The 20,966-nt window shown below is 71.9% G+C and carries 20 protein-coding genes; all 20 read left to right on the top strand.

Features of this window, described 5'->3' with window-relative positions; translation table 11 throughout:
* Positions 1-138: 138 nt before the first annotated feature.
* The 20 genes from dhaK to lepB all read left to right on the top strand — a co-directional run bounded on the left by dhaK (position 139) and on the right by lepB (position 20,932).
* A complete protein-coding gene (gene dhaK, locus I847_RS0107450) occupies positions 139-1,134 on the top strand; it encodes a dihydroxyacetone kinase subunit DhaK (protein ID WP_028049204.1) in 996 nt (331 codons plus the stop codon).
* 72 nt (positions 1,135-1,206) lie between these two features.
* The gene (gene dhaL, locus I847_RS0107455; protein ID WP_028049205.1) at positions 1,207-1,839 is read left to right on the top strand and encodes a dihydroxyacetone kinase subunit DhaL; all 633 of its coding nucleotides are present in this window, start codon (positions 1,207-1,209) and stop codon (positions 1,837-1,839) included.
* Positions 1,836-2,531: a dihydroxyacetone kinase phosphoryl donor subunit DhaM gene (gene dhaM, locus I847_RS0107460; protein WP_028049206.1), complete on the top strand. Its 696-nt coding sequence runs from the start codon at positions 1,836-1,838 to the stop codon at positions 2,529-2,531. Before dhaL ends, dhaM begins: the two co-directional genes overlap by 4 nt.
* A gap of 230 nt (positions 2,532-2,761) precedes the next feature.
* Positions 2,762-4,465 carry an MDR family MFS transporter gene (locus I847_RS0107465; protein ID WP_028049207.1) on the top strand — a complete coding sequence of 568 codons (1,704 nt, stop codon included), beginning with the start codon at positions 2,762-2,764 and terminating at the stop codon, positions 4,463-4,465.
* A 9-nt stretch (positions 4,466-4,474) separates the two neighbouring features.
* Positions 4,475-4,891 carry a DUF4233 domain-containing protein gene (locus tag I847_RS0107470; protein WP_028049208.1) on the top strand — a complete coding sequence of 139 codons (417 nt, stop codon included), beginning with the start codon at positions 4,475-4,477 and terminating at the stop codon, positions 4,889-4,891.
* Between the two features lie 28 nt (positions 4,892-4,919).
* Positions 4,920-5,354, top strand: coding sequence for a nucleoside-diphosphate kinase (ndk, locus tag I847_RS0107475; protein WP_028049209.1), 435 nt, complete (start codon positions 4,920-4,922; stop codon positions 5,352-5,354).
* Between the two features lie 44 nt (positions 5,355-5,398).
* Positions 5,399-8,959: a chromosome segregation protein SMC gene (gene smc / locus I847_RS0107480; RefSeq protein ID WP_028049210.1), complete on the top strand. Its 3,561-nt coding sequence runs from the start codon at positions 5,399-5,401 to the stop codon at positions 8,957-8,959.
* A gap of 92 nt (positions 8,960-9,051) precedes the next feature.
* Positions 9,052-9,360, top strand: a complete 309-nt coding sequence (locus tag I847_RS0107485; RefSeq protein ID WP_028049211.1) for a hypothetical protein — start codon at positions 9,052-9,054, stop codon at positions 9,358-9,360.
* Positions 9,361-9,417: 57 nt separating this feature from the next.
* Positions 9,418-10,620, top strand: coding sequence for a signal recognition particle-docking protein FtsY (gene ftsY / locus I847_RS0107490; RefSeq protein ID WP_028049212.1), 1,203 nt, complete (start codon positions 9,418-9,420; stop codon positions 10,618-10,620).
* Positions 10,621-10,780: 160 nt separating this feature from the next.
* On the top strand, positions 10,781-12,118 hold the full coding sequence (locus I847_RS0107495; RefSeq protein WP_034609356.1) for an ammonium transporter: 1,338 nt from the start codon (positions 10,781-10,783) through the stop codon (positions 12,116-12,118).
* On the top strand, positions 12,118-12,459 hold the full coding sequence (locus tag I847_RS0107500) for a P-II family nitrogen regulator (protein WP_028047055.1): 342 nt from the start codon (positions 12,118-12,120) through the stop codon (positions 12,457-12,459). Before I847_RS0107495 ends, I847_RS0107500 begins: the two co-directional genes overlap by 1 nt.
* A gap of 37 nt (positions 12,460-12,496) precedes the next feature.
* Complete coding sequence (locus I847_RS0107505) at positions 12,497-14,293, top strand: [protein-PII] uridylyltransferase (RefSeq protein WP_028049214.1); 1,797 nt, start codon at positions 12,497-12,499, stop codon at positions 14,291-14,293.
* Between the two features lie 39 nt (positions 14,294-14,332).
* On the top strand, positions 14,333-15,934 hold the full coding sequence (ffh, locus tag I847_RS0107510; RefSeq protein ID WP_028049215.1) for a signal recognition particle protein: 1,602 nt from the start codon (positions 14,333-14,335) through the stop codon (positions 15,932-15,934).
* Positions 15,935-15,964: 30 nt separating this feature from the next.
* A complete protein-coding gene (locus I847_RS0107515; RefSeq protein WP_034609357.1) occupies positions 15,965-17,059 on the top strand; it encodes an amidohydrolase family protein in 1,095 nt (364 codons plus the stop codon).
* A gap of 184 nt (positions 17,060-17,243) precedes the next feature.
* Positions 17,244-17,669 (top strand): 30S ribosomal protein S16, encoded by a 426-nt coding sequence (gene rpsP, locus I847_RS0107520; protein ID WP_028049217.1) that lies wholly within the window; start codon positions 17,244-17,246, stop codon positions 17,667-17,669.
* A complete protein-coding gene (locus I847_RS0107525) occupies positions 17,669-17,908 on the top strand; it encodes an RNA-binding protein (RefSeq protein ID WP_028049218.1) in 240 nt (79 codons plus the stop codon). The genes rpsP and I847_RS0107525 overlap by 1 nt, the downstream gene beginning before the upstream one ends.
* A gap of 88 nt (positions 17,909-17,996) precedes the next feature.
* On the top strand, positions 17,997-18,599 hold the full coding sequence (gene rimM / locus I847_RS22450; protein WP_051274558.1) for a ribosome maturation factor RimM: 603 nt from the start codon (positions 17,997-17,999) through the stop codon (positions 18,597-18,599).
* A gap of 1 nt (position 18,600) precedes the next feature.
* On the top strand, positions 18,601-19,386 hold the full coding sequence (trmD, locus tag I847_RS0107535; RefSeq protein WP_034609358.1) for a tRNA (guanosine(37)-N1)-methyltransferase TrmD: 786 nt from the start codon (positions 18,601-18,603) through the stop codon (positions 19,384-19,386).
* Positions 19,387-19,586: 200 nt separating this feature from the next.
* Positions 19,587-19,952 (top strand): 50S ribosomal protein L19, encoded by a 366-nt coding sequence (gene rplS, locus I847_RS0107540; RefSeq protein ID WP_028047047.1) that lies wholly within the window; start codon positions 19,587-19,589, stop codon positions 19,950-19,952.
* 116 nt (positions 19,953-20,068) lie between these two features.
* Positions 20,069-20,932 carry a signal peptidase I gene (lepB, locus tag I847_RS22455; protein WP_369751713.1) on the top strand — a complete coding sequence of 288 codons (864 nt, stop codon included), beginning with the start codon at positions 20,069-20,071 and terminating at the stop codon, positions 20,930-20,932.
* Positions 20,933-20,966: the final 34 nt, after the last annotated feature.

The following is a 20,966-nucleotide window of genomic DNA, read 5'->3' on the forward strand; positions in this document are numbered from 1 at the left end:
CGAATGTGCACCGGTGGCGCACGTTCTCGCCTTGACGGTCCTGACCGGCACCCACAAGGTGAACATGTCGGGACAAAGGGGTCACTGACGGAGGTGCGTGGGGCCCACGGCGGGCACCCGTTGGAAGGGATGGCTGCAGTGAAGAAGCTCATCAACGACCCGCAGACCGTCGTGGCCGAGTCGCTGGAGGGATTCGCGGCGGCACATGCCGACGTGGTCTCCGTGCAACGCGACCCGTGGTTCGTCACCCGCGCGGGCGGCGCGGTCGCCGGCAAGGTCGGGCTGGTCAGCGGCGGTGGCAGTGGGCACGAGCCGTTGCACGGGGGCTTCGTGGGTGTCGGGATGCTGGACGCGGCCGTACCGGGTGCCGTCTTCACGTCGCCCACCCCGGACCAGATCGCGCCGGCGCTCCAGGCGTCGGACGGCGGTGCAGGGGTGCTCGCGATCGTCAAGAACTACACGGGCGACGTGCTGAACTTCGAGACCGCGGCGGAGCTGGCGGACGCCGAGGGCATCACGGTGCGCTCGGTCGTCGTCAACGACGACGTCGCCGTCGAGGACTCGCTGTGGACAGCCGGTCGCCGCGGTGTCGCGGGCACCGTGGCCGTCGAGAAGATCGCCGGTGCCGCGGCCGAGCGCGGGGACGACCTCGACGCCGTGACGGCGGTCGCAGAGAAGGTCATCGCGAACGTGCGGTCGATGGGGGTCGCGCTGACGGCGTGCACCGTGCCGCACGCCGGCAAGCCGAGCTTCGACCTGCCCGACGACGAGATCGAGATCGGCATCGGGATCCACGGTGAACCGGGCCGGCACCGCATCCCCCTGGCCGGCGCCGACGAGATCACGGAGATGCTGCTCACGCCGGTGGTCGACGACCTGGGGCTGTCCTCCGGTGAGAGTGTTCTCCTCTTCGTCAACGGGATGGGCGGCACACCTGCGTCCGAGCTCTACGTCGTCTATCGTCGGGCCCGCGCGTTGCTGGAGGAGCGAGGGGTCGTCGTGACCCGATCGCTCGTGGGCAACTACGTGACATCGCTCGAGATGCAGGGCGCCTCGGTCACCGTCCTCCGCCTGGACGACGAGCTGACCGCCCTGTGGGACGCCCCCGTGCACACGACCGCACTGCGTTGGTGAGCAGGTGAGTTCTTGGGCACGACAACCCGTCCGCGCTCGAGCAACGTGCAGGGTATCGATGGGAGCGTGGGTATGACGTTGGACGTCGCGTGGGCGATCGAGTGGGTGCGCCTCTCCGCGCAGACCGTCACCGAGCACCGGACCGAGCTGATCGAGCTCGACCGGCAGATCGGCGACGGTGACCACGGCGAGAACCTGTTCCGTGGCTTCACGGCGGTGGTCGCCAAGCTCGATGCGCTCGAGGAGCGGCCGGCCGACATCGGTGACGTGCTCAAGCTCGTGGCCACCACGCTGATGTCAACCGTCGGTGGCGCGGCCGGTCCGCTCTACGGCACGGCCTACCTGCGGGCGGCCAAGGCCACGGGCGTGCCGGAGCTGGACAGCCACGGGGTCGTCGCCCTGCTCGAAGGGGCGCTCGAGGGCATCGTCGCGCGCGGCAAGGCCCACACCGGTGAGAAGACGATGGTCGACGCGTGGGCGCCCGCAGTCGAGGCGGCGGTCGCCGCCGCCGACTCGGGCGCCACGCCAGGAGCTGTCCTCGACGCTGCGGCACAGGCCGCCGCACTGGGCGCGGAAGCCACGGTCGAGCTGGTCGCGACGAAGGGGCGCGCCAGCTACCTGGGCGAGCGTTCGCTCCACCACATGGACCCCGGGGCGCGCTCGACCGAGCTGATCCTGCGGGCTGCAGCCCAGGCCGCAGAGTGACGGAGCAGGGCCGCGTCGCGCTCGTGCTCGTCTCGCACTCCCGCGCGCTCGCGGAGGGCGCGGCAGAGCTCGCCGGCCAGATGGCGCCGGACGTGCTCCTGATCGCCGCGGGCGGGATGGACGACGGGGGCATCGGCACCAGCTACGACGCCGTCGAGGCCGCGCTGGCGACCGCGACCGCGGACGGCGGGTCGGCGGTCGTCCTGACCGACCTCGGCTCGGCCGTCCTCACCGCCGAGTCGGTCCTGGAGCTCGCCGATCCCGGCGTCGTCGAGCGGGTACGTCTCGCGGACGCCCCGTTCGTCGAGGGCGCTGTCGCGGCAGCGGTGACGGCCAACGGGGGAGCGGACCTGGACACGGTCCTCGCCTCGGCCCAAGCGGCGGGGGGCCTGTTCGCCGGCTCGGCCGCTGCCCCCCAGGAGACTCTGGCCGACGGTGCTGTCCGCGCGACCGTCACGGTCCGTAACCCGCTCGGGCTGCACGCGCGACCCGCGGCCGTCCTGGCCCGGATGCTTGCCGGCTACGAGGCCAAGGTGCAGGTCGACGGCGCGAACGGCGCCAGCGTCCTGGCCCTCATGAAGCTGGGCGCCACGCAGGGGCACGAGCTGGTCGTCGTGGCCGAGGGCCCGCAGGCGGCCGACGCCGTCACGGCGTTCGTCGAGGCGGTCGAGGGCGGCTTCGGCGAGATCTGACGGATCCGCGCGGTGCCTGGGCTCGCTGCGTGAGCCGTCCCCCTTCGGGATGTTCGCGGCTTTCCTTCGAAACGAGACGTCACCTGCCGATGTGCAGGGAGGCAACCACCTCGCGTCGGTGGTCGCCGAGCTGCGGGCGATCGCTCGACCCACCGCAGCTCCACCGGAAAGCGGCACGCCCGTCCACGGGAAGACAGTTGCCCGAACGCACCGAAGAACGAGGTTCACGCATGGCCATCGCCGCTCCTGGGGCTCCGACGACAGACAAGCCGCTGATCGTCCTGACCCCCCGCACCGTGTGGCTCATCTTCGGTGCGCTCATGGCGGGCATGTTCATGTCGTCGCTCGACCAGTCGATCGTCGGCACGGCGATGCCCACGATCGTCGGAGAGCTCAACGGGGTCGAGCACCAGGGTTGGGTGGTGACCGCCTACATCCTGGCGATCGCCATCGTCATGCCGCTCTACGGCAAGTTCGGAGACCTCTGGGGTCGCCGCTGGCCGTTCCTCGTCGCGATCGGGCTGTTCACGGTGGCGTCCGCGGGTGCGGGCTTCGCCGACACGTTCGGCCAGCTCGTGGCCTGGCGGTTCGTGCAGGGTCTCGGTGGTGGTGGGCTGATGATCCTGTCGCAGGCGATCATCGCGGACATCGTGCCCGCCAAGGAGCGCGGCAAGTACATGGGCCCGATGGGTGCCCTGTTCGGCATCTCCGCCGTCGTCGGCCCGCTGCTCGGAGGCCTGTTCACCCAGCACGCCGACTGGCGTTGGTGCTTCTGGATCAACATCCCCATCGGAGCGGCCGCGTTCACGATCGCCTGGTTCACGCTCAAGCTGCCGTCGCACAGCTCGGGCAAGAAGATCGACGTGGCCGGCATCTTCTTCCTCGTCGTCGCCACGTCCGGCCTGGTCCTCACGACGAGCTGGGACAGCTGGACCGGCAACCGCGGCTACGACTGGACGAACCCGGGCCTGCTCGCGCTCGTCGTCGGCACCGTCGTGTCGATCGCCGCCTTCATCCTCGTGGAGCTGCGGGCGCAGGAGCCGCTGCTGCCCCTGCGGCTCTTCCGCAACCCGACCTTCACCATCGCGACCGCGATCGGCCTCATCCTCGGCATGGGCATGTTCGCCGCTCTCGCGTTCCTGCCGACCTTCCTGCAGATGTCGACCGGCGCCGGCGTCACCCAGTCCGGCTTCCTCCTGCTCCCGATGATGGTCGGCGTCATGGTCGCGGCGGTCGGCTCGGGTCTGGCGATCACCAAGACCGGCCACTACAAGCTGTTCCCCGTCGTCGGTCTGGCGATCACCACCGGCGGCGTCGCGTGGCTCACGCAGATCACCGGTGACATGTCGATGATCCTGTTCGGCGCGATGATCTTCGTGCTCGGAGTCGGCATGGGCCTGGTCATGCAGACGATCGTGCTCGCCGTGCAGAACTCGGTGGACCCGCACGAGATCGGGACCGCGACCAGCACCAACAACTTCTTCCGCGAGATCGGCGCGGCCGTCGGCACCGCGCTGTTCAGCACGCTGTTCACCACCAAGCTCGCGGACAACCTCACCGACGTCTTCGCCGGGGCGCCGGCGGGGACCGGCGGTGGTGCTGCGGGCCTGACCCCGGCCGCCGTGCAGACCCTGCCCGAGCCGTACAAGACCGGCGTGATCGACGCGTTCACCCATGCCCTGGCCCCGTCGTTCTGGTACCTCGTCCCGGTCGTCTTCCTCGGGTTCGTGCTCGCGCTCTTCCTGCGCGAGGTCACGCTCTCCGACGTGGCCGGCATGGTGGCCCGCGGCGAGGCGCTGGCGGCCGACGGGTCGGGCGCGGTGACCGTCGACGGTTCGGTCGTCCTCGACGAGCTCTCGGCGCCCGTTCACCCGGACATCCCCCACCCGCACCGCGAGCCGGCGCAGGAGATCGGCGCTCCCGCGCGCCGGTAGCCTGGGCCCATGAGCTCCACCGCCGGCAACGGCTCGACTGCCGACGGTCCGGCCGTGCGACGCAAGCGCCCCGCGAAGGCCATGTTCACGCAGACGATCCTCGTGCTCGAGGCGTTCCTGGTGTTCTTCGCGACGCTCGTGGCGTACGGCCTGCGCCTTGCCCCGACGGCGACGATCTGGCTGGTGGGCGGCGCCCTGTCGGTGCTGCTCATCCTCCTGTCGGGCCGCGTCTCGCGCCCGGGCGGCTACACGGCGGGCTGGGTCGGGCAGGTGCTCGTCCTCGCGGGCGGGTTCCTGGTCCCCATGATGTTCGCCATCGGCGGGATCTTCGTGGTCCTGTGGTGGGTCGCGCTCAGCCTCGGCGGCCGCATCGACCGCGAGCGCGCGGAGTATGACGCTGCTCACCCCGGAGCGGTCGGACCGTGACGCCGGCTGCACCGTTAGGGTGACGGCCATGACTGACGCACCGACCACGCAGCGCACCCTCGTCCTCGTCAAGCCCGACGGAGTCCGACGCGGACTGACCGGCGAGATCCTGCGCCGCATCGAGGCCAAGGGGTACACCCTGGTCGCCGTCGAGCTCCGCGAGGCCTCGCCGGAGCTCCTCGCCGAGCACTACGCAGAGCACGCCGGCAAGCCGTTCCTCACCCCGTTGGTCGACTTCATGCGCTCGGGACCGCTGCTCGCAGTCGTCGTCGAGGGCCACCGTGCCATCGAGGGGTTCCGCTCCCTGGCCGGCGCCACCGACCCGACCGTCGCGGCCCCCGGCACGATCCGCGGCGACCTGGCCCGCGACTGGGGCCTGAAGGTGATCCAGAACCTCGTGCACGGTTCCGACTCGCCCGAGTCCGCCGCCCGCGAGGTCGCGCTCTGGTTCCCGGCGCTCTGAGCCGCCTCCGCGGGGCGGTGCGTCCGGCCGTCTAGGCTCTGGGCGTGCACCTCAAGACCCTCACCCTGCGGGGGTTCAAGTCGTTCGCCTCGGCGACGACCCTGAACTTCGAGCCGGGCGTCACCTGTGTGGTCGGGCCGAACGGCTCGGGCAAGTCGAACGTCGTCGACGCGCTGGCCTGGGTGATGGGGGAGCAGGGCGCGAAGTCGCTGCGCGGCGGGAAGATGGAGGACGTCATCTTCGCCGGCACCACCGGCCGGCCCCCGCTGGGCCGTGCGGAGGTGTCGCTGACGATCGACAACGCCGACGGCGCGCTGCCGATCGAGTACTCCGAGGTCACGATCTCGCGGACCCTGTTCCGCAACGGCGGGTCCGAGTACGCGATCAACGGCCAGGGCTGCCGGCTCCTCGACATCCAGGACCTCCTGTCCGACTCCGGCCTGGGCCGAGAGATGCACGTCATCGTCGGCCAGGGCCAGCTCGACGCGGTGCTGCGGGCCACCCCCGAGGAGCGCCGCGGCTTCATCGAGGAGGCCGCGGGGGTCCTCAAGCACCGCAAGCGCAAGGAGAAGGCGCTCCGCAAGCTCGAGGCCATGCAGGCGAACCTGACGCGGCTCGGCGACCTGACGGGCGAGATCCGACGACAGCTCGGCCCGCTCGGGCGGCAGGCCGAGGTGGCGCGCAAGGCGCAGACCGTCCAGGCGGACCTGCGCGACGCGCGTGCGCGGCTGCTCGCCGACGACCTGGCGCAGCTGACGTCCACGCTCGAGCAGGAGATCGCCGACGAGAGTGCGCTGCGCGTCCGTCGCGAGGAGGTCGAGCAGGCCCTCGCGGCTGTCCGCGCGCGGCTCGCGACGCTCGAGCGGGAAGCCGCCGAGGCTGCACCCGCGCTCAGCGAGGCGAGCGAGGTCTGGTACCGGTTGTCCTCCTTGCGCGAGCGGCTGCGGGGGACGGCGTCGCTCGCTGCCGACCGTGTGCGGCTGCTCGGCAGCGCCGGCCCGGAGCGTTCCGGTGGAGCCGACCCCGACGACCTGTCGGCCCAGGCCGAGCGCGTCCGGGCAGCCGAGGCCGAGCTGGCAGCCGAGGTCGAGATCGCGCGGGTCGGCCTCGAAGCGGCCGTCACGGCGCGCCAGCAGGCTGAGGCGGAGGCGACCGCGGCCGAGAAGGCTGTGGCGACCGCGTTGCGGGGCGCGGCCGACCGCCGCGAGGGCGTCGCCCGGCTGGCCGGTCAGGTCGCCGCGCGGCGGAGCCGGGTCGAGGCCACGCAGTCCGAGCTCGGGCGGCTGCGTGAGTCGCTGGCCGCCGCCGAGCTGCGGGCTCAGGAGGCGACCACGCAGTTCGCCGTCCTGGAGTCGCAGGTCGCGGGTGTCGAGGAGGGCGAGGAAGGGCTGGACGCCGAGCACGAGGCCGCCGTCGAGGCGCTCGAGCAGGCGACCGAACGCCTCGCAGCCCTCCAGGAGCAGCTGGGTACCGCCGACCGCGAGCGGGCCTCGTTGGAGTCGCGCGCGGAGACGCTCGAGCTCAGCCTGACGCGCAAGGACGGCGTGGGTGCCCTGCTCGCGGCCGACGGTCAGCCCGGGCTGGTCGGGTCGGTCGCGGCGCTGCTCGCGGTGGACCCCAAGGACGAGGAAGCCATCGTGGCAGCCCTCGGATCGCTGGCGGACGCCGTCGCGGTGGACTCGGTCGACGCCGCGGTCGACGCCATCCGCTACCTGCGCACGGAGGACGCGGGCCGCGCGACGCTCCTCGTCAGCGGTACCGGAGACAGCGCGACACCCATCACCGACGTGCCCGCGGGTGCCGACCGCGCGGTCGACCTCGTCCGGGCGCCTGCCCACGTCCGAGGGGCTGTCGAGACGCTGCTGGCCGACGTCGTCGTCGTCGACGACCTGGCCGCGGCGCGGGCCATCGTCGCGAGCCGCCCCGACCTCGTCGTCGCGACCCGTGCCGGCGACGTCCTGTCCCAGCACCGGGCGTCCGGCGGTTCGGCGACCGCGCCCAGCGCACTGCACCTGCAGGCCGCCCTCGAGGCCGCCCGATCGGGTGCCGCGGAGGCGCAGGCCGCGGGGGAGCGCGTGCGGTTCGCGCTGGTCGGCGCGACCGAGTCGCTGGCCGCTGCGCGCACGGCGCACGAGAACACCCTCGACCGGCTCAACGAGTCCGACGCGGCACTCGCAGCGGTCGCCGAGCAGCTGGGACACCTGGGCTCGACGGCACGCGCGGCGAACGCCGAGGCCGCCCGCCTGCAGACCTCGCTCGACGGTGCGTCGAAGACCCTGGAGGCGGACACCGCGGAGCTCGCCGAGCTGACCGAGCGCCTCGCGGCCGCCGAGGTCGAGCCCGCCGAGAGCGAGGCGGCGATCGTGGAGGGCAGCGCCCGTCGCGACCGCCTGGCCGAGCTGGCGTCCGGTGCCCGCGCCCGGGAGACCGAGGCGCGCCTCACGCTGCGCACGGGCGAGGAGCGGGCACGCGCCTTGTCGGGACGCGCGGAGTCGCTCGAACGGGCCGCCCAGGCCGAGCGGGTGGCGCGCGAACGGGCCGCCGAGCGGGAGCGGTCGCGGGCGCGTCAGGCGGGTGTCGCCGAGGCCGTCCGCGACGGTGCGCAGCGCGCGCTGGTCGTCCTCGACGAGTCGCTGCGCCGGGCGTCGAGCGAGCGGGACGCCGCCGAGACCGCGCGCGGGGAGCGCGACCGGGCAGTCGCCGCCGCTCGCGCCGAGGTCGACGTCCGGGCCGGCGAGCTCGCCCAGCTCACCGACGTCGCGCACCGCGACGAGATGGCCCGGACACAGCAACGGCTGCGCATCGAGGCCCTGCAGGCCCGCGCGGTCGACGACCTGGGCCTCGACCCGGCCGTGCTGATCGAGGAGTACGGCCCCCACCAGGACGTCCCGGTCATCCCGCCGCCGGACCCGGACTCCGACGACCCGACGGCGGTGCCGTACGTGCGCGAGCAGCAGGAGAAGCGGCTCCGGGCCGCCGAGCGCGCCCTGTCCCTGCTGGGGCGGGTGAACCCGCTCGCGCTCGAGGAGTTCGCGGCGCTCGAGGAGCGTCACCAGTTCCTCGTCGAACAGCTCGCCGACCTCAAGAAGTCGCGCTCCGACCTGCTCGAGATCGTCAAGGAGATCGACGAACGCGTGGAGCAGGTGTTCGCGGACGCCTACCGGGACACGGCCGCGGCGTTCGACGTGGTGTTCCCGCGCCTGTTCCCGGGCGGGGAGGGCCGCTTGGTGCTGACCGACCCCGACAACATGCTCACGACGGGCATCGACGTCGAGGCCCGACCGGCCGGGAAGAAGGTCAAGCGCCTGTCGCTGCTGTCGGGCGGTGAGCGGTCGCTGACCGCGGTGGCGATGCTCGTCGCGATCTTCAAGGCGCGGCCCAGCCCGTTCTACGTGATGGACGAGGTCGAGGCGGCGCTGGACGACGCCAACCTGGGCCGGCTGCTCGAGATCTTCCGCGAGCTGCAGGAGGATTCCCAGCTCATCGTCGTGACCCACCAGAAGCGCACGATGGAGATCGCCGACGCGCTCTACGGGGTGACGATGCGCGGGGACGGCGTGACGACCGTGATCAGCCAGCGGATGCGCGAGGACGTCGCCGTCTGACGGCTGGACGCCGTGTGGAGATTGTGTGCGGTTGTCTCCCGAGGGGGCGTGGGAGCGTGTCTCGACGTCGATCGCCACGGAGACTGGGTGACATGCCGATTCTCGTTGCGATCTTCGTCGCCCTGCTCGTGGCAGGTGGCGTGCTGCTCGTGGCCAGCGTCGTGAGCACGCGTCGTGACCGGCGCACGTCGCCCCTGGCGGCCCTTCGCGCCGGCCTGACCGGCCAGGACCACCCGGACGCCGAGGTGGGCGAGGCAGCCGCCGCGGAGCCCGTCGACCTCTCGCTCGCGGACTTCCTGCGCGCCACGGTCGAGGAGGGGGACCCCTACCTGCACGTGGACGACCTGACCGCCACGCTGCACGACGCCCGCGCCAAGGCCGCCGGGGTCCTGCGACGCTGACCGTGGGGCTCACGGACTGACTCGCTTCCGGGTGCCGCCGCCGTACAGACTGTCCCGGTGACCAACGAAAGCATCGAGGTCCTCCTCGCCGCCGGTATCCCGATCGCCCTGCTCGTCGTCGTCGCGACGGCCCTCGTGCGCCGGCGCCGCCCGGGCCTCGACGACGAGGCACCCGCCGAGCCGACCGTCGCTCCTGCCCAGCCCGGCGCCGCGTCTGTCGGGACGGTCGACGATGCCGCGACGGCCACCGTCCCTGACGTGGCACCCGTGGAGGTCTTTCCCGACGAGGCCGCCCAGGCACCGGTCCTCGAGGTCCCGGAGCCGGTCGCGGGACGGCTGGCTCGGCTGCGCTCGCGGCTCGCCCGCTCGGGGTCCCCGCTCGGCTCGCGACTGCTTGCCGTCCTCTCGCGCGACCACCTCACGGAGGACGACTGGGAGGAGCTCGAGGAGACCCTGCTGCTCGCCGACGTCGGGGCCGGCCCCAGCGGCGACCTGATCGAGGCCCTGCGCACCCGGGTCCGCGTGGACGGGCTCAAGGACCCGGCGCAGGTGCGCTCCCTCCTGCGCGAGCAGCTGATCGCGCTCGTGGACCCGTCGCTCGACCGGTCGATCAACACCTCCCCGACGGTCGCCGACGACGGTTCGCCGGTTCCCGCGGTCGTGCTGGTCGTCGGCGTCAACGGCACCGGCAAGACGACCACCGTGGGCAAGCTCGCCCGGGTGCTGGTCGCCGAGGGAAGCACCGTCGTCCTCGGTGCCGCGGACACGTTCCGGGCCGCTGCCGCGGACCAGCTGCAGACCTGGGGCTCCCGGGTCGGCGTCCATACCGTCCGCTCGGACCGCGACGGCGCCGACCCCGCGGCCGTGGCGTTCGACGCTGTCCGGACGGGCAAGGCGGACGGTGTCGACGTGGTGCTCGTCGACACGGCGGGGCGCTTGCAGAACAAGGCCGGCCTGATGGACGAGCTGGGCAAGATCACCCGCGTGATCACGCGCGAGGCACCGTTGTCCGAGGTGCTGCTCGTGCTCGACGCGACGACCGGCCAGAACGGCCTGAACCAGGCGCGCGTGTTCAGCGAGGTCGCCGGGGTCACCGGCATCGTCCTGACCAAGCTCGACGGAACCGCCAAGGGCGGCATCGTCGTGGCGGTCCAGCGTGAGCTGGGCGTCCCCGTCAAGCTCGTCGGCCTCGGCGAGGGTCCCGACGACCTGGCCCCGTTCGACGCGGCCTCGTTCGTGGACGGGCTGCTGGAGGGCTGACACGTCCGGGCGTCCTGGACGGCCGCTCACCACGAAATCGAACGTTTACCTAGGATCCCTGCTTGTCACACGGCCGTAACGCGCCTGGTGAACGAAGGAAACGGGCCTCCCCGACTGTTGACCCGTCCGGCCGCCAGGCCGGCGGAGGGAGAGACGCGCAATGGGCTCCACCTTGGTTTCCGCGGAATTTACGCTGGACTCCGGCAATACCGCCTGGATGATGACTTCGGCCGCGATCGTCCTCATGATGACGGTCCCCGGCCTGGCGTTCTTCTACGGTGGCATGGTCCGCAGCAAGTCGGTCCTGAACATGCTGATGATGAACTTCATCGCGGTCGGGACCGTCGGCTTCATCTGGGTGATGTACGGCTACTCGATGGCGTTCGGCCCGAGCACCACGGGCTTCGGGCAGATCGTCAGCAGCCCGTTCACCTACTTCGGCCTGAACGACCTGCCCGACGAGAAGAGCCTGATGGCGTTGTCGGGCGTCCCGGCCCTCGTCGCGGTCGGCTTCCAGGCCACGTTCGCCGTGATCACCGTGGCGCTCATCTCGGGCGCGATCGCCGACCGCATCAAGTTCGGCACGTGGGTCGCCTTCACGGTGGTGTGGGCGACGGTCGTCTACTTCCCGCTCGCACACATGGTGTGGGGCGGCGGGTTCCTGGGCATCGGCGGTCAGGTCTCCAAGTGGTTGTCGACCCCCATCGACTTCGCCGGTGGCACGGTCGTCCACATCAACGCCGGTGTCGCGGGCCTGGCCCTCGTGCTCCTGCTCGGCAAGCGCAAGGGCTGGCCGAAGGAGCCGATCCGGCCGCACAACCTGCCCTACACCATGCTCGGTGCCGGCCTGCTGTGGATCGGCTGGTTCGGGTTCAACGCTGGTTCGGAGTTCGGCGCTGACAGCACCGCAGGCCGTGCGTGGATCAACACGTTCGTCGCCACCTGCCTCGCGATGCTCACCTGGCTCATCACGGAGAAGGTCCGCGACGGTCACGCGACGTCCCTCGGTGCCGCCTCGGGCATCGTCGCCGGCCTGGTCGCCATCACCCCGGCAGCGGCCGCGGTGGACACCTACGGTGCGATCTTCATCGGCGCCATCGCCGGTGTCGTGTGCGCCCTCGCGGTCGGTCTGAAGTTCAAGTTCGGGTACGACGACGCCCTCGACGTGGTCGGTGTCCACCTGGTTGGTGGCATCACGGGCACGCTGCTCATCGGCCTCTTCGCGACGACGAAGCAGAACGGGTTCCTCCCCGACGGTGCACAGGAGGGAGTGTTCTACGGTGGCGGCTTCACCCAGCTGGCGTCGCAAGCCGTGGTCGCTCTGACCGCCATCGTGTTCTCGTTCACCCTGACCTTGGTCATCGGCCTCATCCTCAAGGCGATCACGGGTCTGCGGCTGAGCGAGGACGACGAGGTGAACGGCATCGACCTGGCAGTGCACGGTGAGACGGCGTACGAGACCCTGGGTGGAACCCGGGTCCTGACGGAGGTGAACTGATGACCAAGCTCGTCACGGCTGTCATCCAGCCGCACAGGCTCGACGACGTGAAGTCGGCCCTCGAGGCCGCCGGAGTCCGAGGGCTGACGGTGAGCGAGGCCAGCGGCTACGGCCGTCAGAAGGGCCACACCGAGGTCTACCGAGGTGCGGAGTACACCGTCGACCTGGTGCCGAAGGTGAAGATCGACGTCCTGGTCACCGACGAGGACGTGGCGGGTGTGACCGAGGTCATCATCCGTGCCGCCCAGACCGGCAAGATCGGTGACGGCAAGGTCTGGGTCGTGCCGGTGGAGGACGTCGCACGTGTCCGCACCGGTGAGCACGGCGACGATGCTCTCTAACAACAGGCCCAGCTAGCAGGACGGTCAGCGCCAGCACATGACACACGAGCGGCCGCCCGCGGCCGGCGCGGCCGGCAACGGGTCGCCCGAGGTCCCGCACCCCCCGGTGGGGGTGCGGGACCTCCGCACAGAACGGCTCGACCTCGCCGCGAGCCTGGCGGGTCCGGGATCCGACGGGATCGGTCGACGCCGGGCGATCGTCGACCTCGTGGTCCGACGGCTCGGCGAGCAGTGGGCGCTGGCCACGCACGGCGAGGACGTCTCGGGCATCGCGCTCGGTGCCGTCGGCAGCATCGGGCGTGGGGACGCCAGCCCGGTGAGCGACCTGGACCTGCTGCTCGTGCACGAGGGCCGGGGGCACCCTCCCGACGAGCTCGCCGAGCTCTCGCAGCGCATCTGGTACCCGATCTGGGACGCCGGGCTCGACCTCGACCACTCGGTCCGCTCGCTCGCGCAGTGCCGCCAGGTGGCCTCCAAGGACCTGCCTGCCGCGGTCGGTCTGCTGGACCTGCAACCGGTGGCCGGCGACGCGCTGGTCATCGCGCGCGCCAAGTCGGCCCTGCTGGAGGACTGGCGCTCCGCCGCCCGCCGGCGGCTGCCGGAGCTCCTGAGCTCCACGCGACAGCGTGCCGAGCGGCACGGGGAGCTCGCGTACCTCATCGAGCCCGAGCTGAAGGAGGCGCGCGGCGGCATCCGCGACGCGGTCGTGCTCAGCGCGCTCGCGGCCACCTGGCTCACCGACCGCCCGCACGGTGCGGTCGACACGGCGTACGCCCACCTGCTCGACGTGCGGGACACCGTCCAGGTGGTCACGCGGCGGCACACGAACCGCCTGCTCCTCACGGACCAGGACGAGGTGGCTGCCCACGTCGGCTTCGACGACCGGGACGACCTCCTCGCGAGCATCGCGGAGGCGGGCCGGGTCATCTCCTACGCCCTCGACACGACCGTGCGCAACGCCCGACAGGCGCTCCAGCGCCCCGCACGGACCGCGCGGCTCGTGCGCGGTCGACGCGCGGCGCCACGGCTGCGCTCGATCGCGGAGGACCTGGTCGAGCACGACGGCGAGATCGTGCTCGCGGTCGACGCGCGTCCGGGCGACGACCCCCTGCTCTCCCTGCGCGCGGCCGCCACCGCGGCTCGCACGGGCCTCAACCTCTCGCCCGTGACTGTCGCGAGCCTGACGTCCACGCCCGCCCTGCCGACGCCGTGGCCGAAGGCGGCGCGGACGAACCTGCTCCAGCTGCTCGGCTCCGGTCCGGCGCAGGTGCCCATCTGGGAGGCGCTCGACCTGGCCGGCGTCGTGACCACCTGGATCCCCGAGTGGGCCGGCGTCCGCAACCGGCCGCAGCGCTCCCAGGTCCACCGGCACACGGTGGACCGGCACCTGATCGAGACGGTCGCCCGGGCGAGCCGCGACAAGCGGGTGGTCGAGAACGCCGACACCCTGCTGGTCGCGGCACTCCTGCACGACATCGGCAAGCGGGCCGGCGCCGGCGACCACTCGGTGGAGGGCGCGCGCCTGGCCGGTCCGATCGTGGCGCGGATGGGTTTCGACGAGCAGACCGTCGCCGACGTGACGCGGCTGGTGCGCGAGCACCTGACGCTCGCCGAGCTGGCCACGACCGCCGACCCCGACGACCCGGCGACGATGGCGCGACTGCTGGACGCTGTCGACCACCGTCCGGACCTGCTCGGCCTGCTGCGCGCACTCACGGAGGCGGACGCCGGCGCTGCCGGGCCGCTCGCGTGGAGCACGTGGCGCGCGACTCTCGTCGACGACCTGACGGCGCGGGCCACCCGTGCGCTGGCAGGTACGCTAGGCCGTCAGTGAGTCCGTCCAGCACGCCCCGAAACACGTGAGGATCGCCAGGTGTTCGCCACCCTGTCCGACCGACTGACGTCGACCTTCAAGAACCTGCGCACCAAGGGCCGTCTGTCCGAGGCGGACATCGACGCCACGGTGCGCGAGATCCGTCGCGCCCTGCTCGACGCCGACGTCGCGGTGCCCGTCGTCCGCTCCTTCACCGGTGCCGTGCGCGAACGTGCGCTGTCGGCCGAGGTCTCGGGGGCGCTCAACCCGGCGCAGCAGGTCGTCAAGATCGTCAACGAGGAGCTCGTCGCCATCCTCGGCGGGCAGACCCGCACGCTGAACCTGGCCAAGAACCCACCGACCGTCATCCTGCTCGCGGGTCTGCAGGGTGCGGGCAAGACCACGCTGGCCGGCAAGCTCGCGCTGCACCTGAAGTCGCAGGGCCACACCCCGCTGCTCGTCGCAGCCGACCTGCAGCGCCCGAACGCGGTCACCCAGCTCCAGGTCGTCGGCGAGCGAGCCGGTGTGCCGGTCTTCGCGCCGCACAAGGGGAACCAGGGTCACGAGGACGTCCTGCCGGCCGACGCCGACCCGGTCGCGGTCGCCCGCGAAGGTCTGGCCACGGCCACGCAGAAGCTGCACGACGTCCTGATCGTCGACACCGCCGGCCGCCTCGGTGTGGACGCGGACCTGATGCGGCAGGCGTCCGACATCCGTGACGCGCTCGACCCGGACGAGATCCTCTTCGTGATCGACGCGATGATCGGTCAGGACGCGGTCACCACCGCACAGGCGTTCCAGGACGGCGTCGGGTTCACCGGCGTGGTCCTGTCCAAGCTGGACGGCGACGCCCGCGGTGGCGCCGCGCTCTCGGTGGCCAGCGTGACGGGTCGCCCGATCCTCTACGCGTCCACCGGTGAGAAGCTCACCGACTTCGAGGTGTTCCACCCCGACCGCATGGCGTCGCGCATCCTCGACATGGGTGACGTCCTCACGCTCATCGAGCAGGCCGAGAAGGCGTTCGACGCGGGCGAGGCCGAGGCGCTCGCGGGCAAGCTGTCCGCGGGTCAGGACCTCACGCTCGAGGACTTCCTCAGCCAGATGCAGCAGCTGCGCAAGGCCGGTCCCCTGAAGAAGATGATGGGGATGCTGCCCGGCATGGGCCAGATGCGGGAGGCGCTCGACAACTTCGACGAGCGCGAGGTCGACCGCATCGAGGCGATCATCCGTTCGATGACGCCGGCGGAGCGCCGCACCCCGAAGATCATCAACGGATCGCGCCGCGCCCGTATCGCGCGCGGCTCCGGCACGCAGCCCAGCGACGTCAACCAGCTGCTCGAGCGTTTCGACGGCGCCCAGAAGATGATGAAGCAGATGGCCAAGGGCGGCGGGATGCCCCCGGGCATGCCGGGCAGCATGGGGAACCTGCCGGGCATGGGCGGCAAGAAGTCGAAGGGTCGTACTGCCGCGCCGGTCCGTCGGGTCAAGGCCAAGTCCGGCAACCCCGCCAAGCGTGCCGAGCAGGAGCGTGGGATCACGAGCCGGCCGGCTTCGGCCCCGGGCTCGGCGTTCGGGGTCGCCGCACCCAAGGCGCCCGTGGACGTCGATCCCGCCGACCTCACCCTGCCGGCCGACCTCGACCGCTTCCTCGGCGGTCGCTGAGCCACGGCTCGTCAGACGGCGGCCGGCCTGATGGTCCTGCACCTGCGTGGCACGGTCGTCATCGACGACGAGCACGAGGTCGGGGAAGCCTGGGTCGTCGACGGCCGCCTCACGTTCCAGCGGCCGACGCTCGAGCCGTCGGCGGTCCTCGACGGCTGGGTGCTTCCCGGGCTGGTCGACGTGCACTGCCACATCGGGCTCGCCGCGGACGGCCCGGTAGATCCCGGCACCGCGGAGCTCCAGGCGCTCGCCGACCGCGACTCCGGGGTCCTGCTGGTGCGCGACGCCGGCTCGCCGGCCGACACCGGGTGGGTGCACGACCGCGCGGACCTGCCTCGGCTCCTTCGCGCCGGGCGGCATCTGGCCCTGCCCAAGCGGTACCTGCGGCACTACGGCCGCGAGCTCGGCGCGCCGCAGGACCTGCCGACAGCGGTGCTCGAGGAGGCCGCTCGCGGGGACGGCTGGGTCAAGCTGGTGGCGGACTGGATCGACCGCGACCTCGGTGCCGACGGCGACCTCACCCCTCTGTGGCCCGCGGACGTGCTGGCCGCGGCGGTCGCCGCAGCGCACGCCGTCGGAGCTCGGGTCACGGCACACACCTTCGCGACGGAGTCGCTCGACGCGCTCCTCGACGCAGGCATCGACTGTCTGGAGCACGCCACGGGTGCCACGCCCGAGCACATCGACCGCATCGCCGCGGCAGGTGTCCCGGTGACGGCGACCCTTCTGCAGATCGCCCAGTTCGAGGCGATCGCCGCGCAGGGCGAAGCCCGCTATCCACGGTTCGCGAGACGGCTGCGCGAGCTGCACGCTCGTCGCTACCAGCTCGTGCGGGACTTCTACGAGGCGGGGGTCCCGGTGCTCGTCGGCACCGATGCCGGTGGCACGCTCGGCCACGGTCGGATCGCCGACGAGGCGGCCGAGCTGGTCCGCGCCGGCCTGCCCGCCCGCGAGGTGGTGGCCGCCGCGAGCTGGCGGACCCGGGAGTGGCTCGGCGTCCCGGGTGTCGGCGAGGGGCAGAGCGCGGACGTCGTCGTGTTCGACGCGGACCCACGGCTGGACATCGGCGCGCTCCAGCACCCGCGCGCCGTGGTGCTCCGGGGGCACGTCGTCGCGCGGGCGTGACCGCGGGCTGCTTCTCGAGGTGTGGTTGGGGGAGTGGCTCCGCGTCTGGCACAATGGTCGGCTGTACCCGGCGTCTGCAGCCCCTCTACCTGCGTTCGCCGTGTCCCGACCGAACCGGCGCGCCCAACCCCACGGGCCATGCGCGGGAACGTCACCTCAGCAGACCTCAGGAGAAGACCACACCGTGGCCACCAAGATTCGTCTCAAGCGTTTCGGCAAGATCCGTCAGCCGTACTACCGCGTCGTCGTCGCCGACTCGCGCACCAAGCGCGACGGTCGCGTGATCGAGGAGATCGGCAAGTACCACCCCACCGAGGAGCCGTCGCTCATCGAGATCTCCTCGGAGCGCGCCCAGTACTGGCTCGGCGTCGGCGCACAGCCGTCCGAGCAGGTCCAGGTGCTCCTCAAGATCACCGGTGACTGGCAGAAGTTCAAGGGTCTCCCCGGCACCGAGGGCACCCTGCGCACCAAGGCCGACAAGGTCGACCCGAAGGCCGCGATCGAGGCCGCCAACCTGGACGCCGAGAAGGCCAAGGCCAAGGCGTCCGAGAAGAAGGCCTCCGACAAGGCTGCTGCTGCCGAGGCTCCGGCCGAGGACGAGCAGGCCTGATGCTCGCGCAGGCGCTCGAGCACCTGGTGCGCGGCATCGTCGACCACCCGGACGACGTGCGGGTCAACGCCTCGACGTTGCGTCGTGGCGACCTGCTGGAGGTCCGTGTGCACCCGGACGACCTCGGTCGGGTCATCGGCCGCGGCGGCCGGACCGCTCGCGCGCTGCGCACCGTCGTCGGCGCTCTGTCCACGGACGGTTCCGTGCGGGTCGACGTCGTGGACGTCGACCGGCGCTGAGCTGAGCACCCGCACGATCGCGCAAGGCCCGGTCCCCTAGCCTGGGGACCGGGCCTTCGCTCGTTCCACCTGACCCGAGAGGTTTCCCATGCTGTTGACCGTCGCGCGGATCGGCCGTGCCCACGGCCTGCGCGGAGAGGTCGCGCTCGACCTGCGCACCGACACCCCCGAGGACCGCTTCGGCATCGGGGCCGAGCTGCGCACCGAACCGGCCGCGCGCGGACCGCTGACCGTGGTCAGCACCCGGATGCAGCACGGTCGCTGGTACGTGACCTTCGCGCAGATCACCGACCGCACCACGGCCGAGGCCGTGCGAGGGACCGAGCTGGTCGTGGAGGAGGACTCCTCCGACGAGGACGACGCCTGGTACCCGCACGAGCTGGCAGGCCTGCGGGCCGAGCACGTCGACGGCACGGTGCTCGGTGAGATCGTCGGGCTCGAGCACCTGCCTGCGCACGACATGCTGGTCCTGCGGGAGCTCGACGGCACGCGCACGCTGATCCCGTTCGTGCGGGTGATCGTGCCCGTCGTGGATGTGGCCGGCGGTCGCGTCGTGCTCGACCCGCCAGGTGGTCTGCTGGCGTCTGACGTCGCCAACCTGGTCGTCTCCGAGGAGACGGTCGGCGTGGCGCAGGAGGACACGACCGGTAGGGCCGACAGCGCTGACACTGCCGACGGGGCCGACGACTGACGTGCGCATCGACGTCGTCTCGATCTTCCCTGAGTACCTGGCGCCGCTCGAGCTGTCGCTCGTGGGCAAGGCCCGGACGTCCGGGCTGCTGGACCTGCGGGTCCACGACCTTCGGGACTGGACCACCGACCGGCACCGGACGGTCGACGACACCCCGTTCGGCGGGGGCGCCGGCATGGTGATGCGCCCCGACGTCTGGGGTGCGGCGCTCGACGAGGTCCTGGCGCCGGGTTCCCATCTGCTGGTCCCCACACCGTCGGGGGAGCCGTTCACGCAGAGGACCGCGGAGGCGCTCGCCTCCCAGTCCCACCTCGTCCTGGCCTGCGGCCGCTACGAGGGGATCGACGCGCGCGTCGCCGAGCACTACCGGTCGCGCGCGGACCTGACGGTCACGGAGTTCTCGATCGGCGACTACGTGCTCAACGGGGGCGAGGTGGCGGCCCTGGTCGTCGTCGAGGCCGTGGGGCGCCTGCTCCCGGGTGTCGTCGGCAACCCCCAGTCGCTCGTCGAGGAGTCGCACGGGGCGGCGGGGCTGCTCGAGTACCCGGTCTACACCAAGCCCCCGGCGTGGGCGGGACTGGAGGTGCCCGACGTGCTGCTCTCGGGGCACCACGCGAAGATCGCCCGCTGGCGGCGCGACACGGCGCTGGCGCGCACCGCGGCACGCCGACCGGACCTCGTGGCCGCGCTGCCGCTCGACCAGCTCGACACCCACGACCTGCGCCTGCTCGCCGAGCTCGGCTGGCATCCCGTCGACGGGCGCCTCGCTCCCGACCCGATTACCTGACCGTCCGGTCCGTGTGGCAGACTTGTCCGTTGGTGCGCGCAAGGCCGCGTCTCTGCCACAGGGGAGACGATCACCGGCCACCCGAGATAGTCGGACGCGTACGACCATGAGCCCACGGACGCCGGTTCCTGCCCACGCGGCCTGACCGAGTCGTCCCGACGACGCTCCTGACCTGTGGCAGGGCGAGGAAGTGACATCACATGCACACGCTTGACTCCGTCGACGCAGCGTCGCTGCGCTCCGACATCCCGGACTTCCGCGCCGGTGACACCCTGAAGGTCAACGTCAAGGTCGTCGAGGGCACCCGCTCCCGCATCCAGGCGTTCCAGGGCGTCGTCATCGCGCGCCAGGGCAGCGGCGTCCGCGAGACGTTCACGGTCCGCAAGGTCAGCTTCCAGGTCGGCGTCGAGCGCACCTTCCCGGTGCACTCCCCGAGCCTCGAGTCGATCGAGGTCGTCACCCGCGGTGACGTCCGTCGCGCCAAGCTCTACTACCTGCGCAACCTGCGCGGCAAGAAGGCGAAGATCAAGGAGAAGCGCGACTTCGTCCCGGCCAAGAAGGCCTGACGCCTCAGCGCTCCAGCACGCCTCGAACGGGCGGTCACCTGACGGTGGCCGCCCGTTCGTGTGCCCGGCTGGCGAACGTGCGCACGCAACACATCTGCACGTGCGAGAGTCTCGGGGTGAGCGACAGACACGCCGACGAGTCAGGCCCGCACGCAGGACCGGCCGCCTGGCCGGGGCAGGCGGCGGTCACCGGCGCCGCTCCGACTCCCGCCGCGGCGCCCACCGTGCCCGTCGTGCCTCCCGGGCAGGTCTCGCGCTTCGGCCCGGTCCCGACCGGGGTGCGGCGGCCTGCCGCCGACAAGCGCCGCGGTGGTGCGGGATCCCTCCTGCGCGAGACGGTCGTCATCCTCGTCAGCGCACTCGTCCTGTCGTTGATCGTCAAGACGTTCCTGGTGCAGGCGTTCTTCATCCCGAGCGAGTCGATGGAGGACACCCTGATCAGGCACGACCGGATCCTCGTCGACAAGCTGCGTCCCGGGCCGTTGGACCTGCGCCGGGGTGACGTCGTCGTGTTCAAGGACCCGGGTGGTTGGCTCACCGGCGAGGTGGTGCCGGATCCCGGGCCGGTCCGTGCGGCTGTCACCAGCGCGCTCACCTTCGTCGGCCTGTACCCCGCGGATGCCAACCAGCACCTGGTCAAGCGTCTGATCGGTCTGCCCGGCGATCACGTCGCGTGCGCCGGGCCGGGTGAGCCTGTGACGGTCAACGGCGTCGCGATCGACGAGCCGTACCTGGCCGCGGGGGCGATCCCGAGTCAGCTCCAGTTCGACATCACGGTTCCCGCGGACAGCATGTGGGTGATGGGCGACAACCGGCAGCACTCCCTCGACTCACGGTTCCACCAGGACAAGCCGGGCGGCGGCTCGGTGCCCTTGGCGAACGTGGTCGGCACGGCGTTCGTGACGGTCTGGCCGGTGTCGCGGTTCGAGGTCCTGCACAACCCACGCAGCACGTTCGAGGACGTGCCGAACCCGTCGTGACCCGCCCACCCGGAAGGCGTCCCTAGGGCGTCGC

The organism is Cellulomonas sp. URHD0024, from assembly GCF_000426185.1.
Classification (GTDB): Bacteria; Actinomycetota; Actinomycetes; order Actinomycetales; family Cellulomonadaceae; genus Cellulomonas.

What these genes read in the sequence shown, in the direction of transcription:
- I847_RS0107525 (WP_028049218.1), top strand. Translation starts at nt 17,669, where the DNA reads ATGCTCGCGCAGGCGCTCGAGCACCTGGTGCGCGGCATCGTCGACCAC.
- I847_RS0107470 (WP_028049208.1), top strand. Translation starts at nt 4,475, where the DNA reads ATGAGCTCCACCGCCGGCAACGGCTCGACTGCCGACGGTCCGGCCGTG.
- I847_RS0107465 (WP_028049207.1), top strand. Translation starts at nt 2,762, where the DNA reads ATGGCCATCGCCGCTCCTGGGGCTCCGACGACAGACAAGCCGCTGATC.
- ndk (WP_028049209.1), top strand. Translation starts at nt 4,920, where the DNA reads ATGACTGACGCACCGACCACGCAGCGCACCCTCGTCCTCGTCAAGCCC.
- I847_RS0107495 (WP_034609356.1), top strand. Translation starts at nt 10,781, where the DNA reads ATGGGCTCCACCTTGGTTTCCGCGGAATTTACGCTGGACTCCGGCAAT.
- I847_RS0107515 (WP_034609357.1), top strand. Translation starts at nt 15,965, where the DNA reads ATGGTCCTGCACCTGCGTGGCACGGTCGTCATCGACGACGAGCACGAG.
- rimM (WP_051274558.1), top strand. Translation starts at nt 17,997, where the DNA reads ATGCTGTTGACCGTCGCGCGGATCGGCCGTGCCCACGGCCTGCGCGGA.
- I847_RS0107485 (WP_028049211.1), top strand. Translation starts at nt 9,052, where the DNA reads ATGCCGATTCTCGTTGCGATCTTCGTCGCCCTGCTCGTGGCAGGTGGC.
- dhaL (WP_028049205.1), top strand. Translation starts at nt 1,207, where the DNA reads ATGACGTTGGACGTCGCGTGGGCGATCGAGTGGGTGCGCCTCTCCGCG.
- rplS (WP_028047047.1), top strand. Translation starts at nt 19,587, where the DNA reads ATGCACACGCTTGACTCCGTCGACGCAGCGTCGCTGCGCTCCGACATC.
- I847_RS0107500 (WP_028047055.1), top strand. Translation starts at nt 12,118, where the DNA reads ATGACCAAGCTCGTCACGGCTGTCATCCAGCCGCACAGGCTCGACGAC.
- I847_RS0107505 (WP_028049214.1), top strand. Translation starts at nt 12,497, where the DNA reads ATGACACACGAGCGGCCGCCCGCGGCCGGCGCGGCCGGCAACGGGTCG.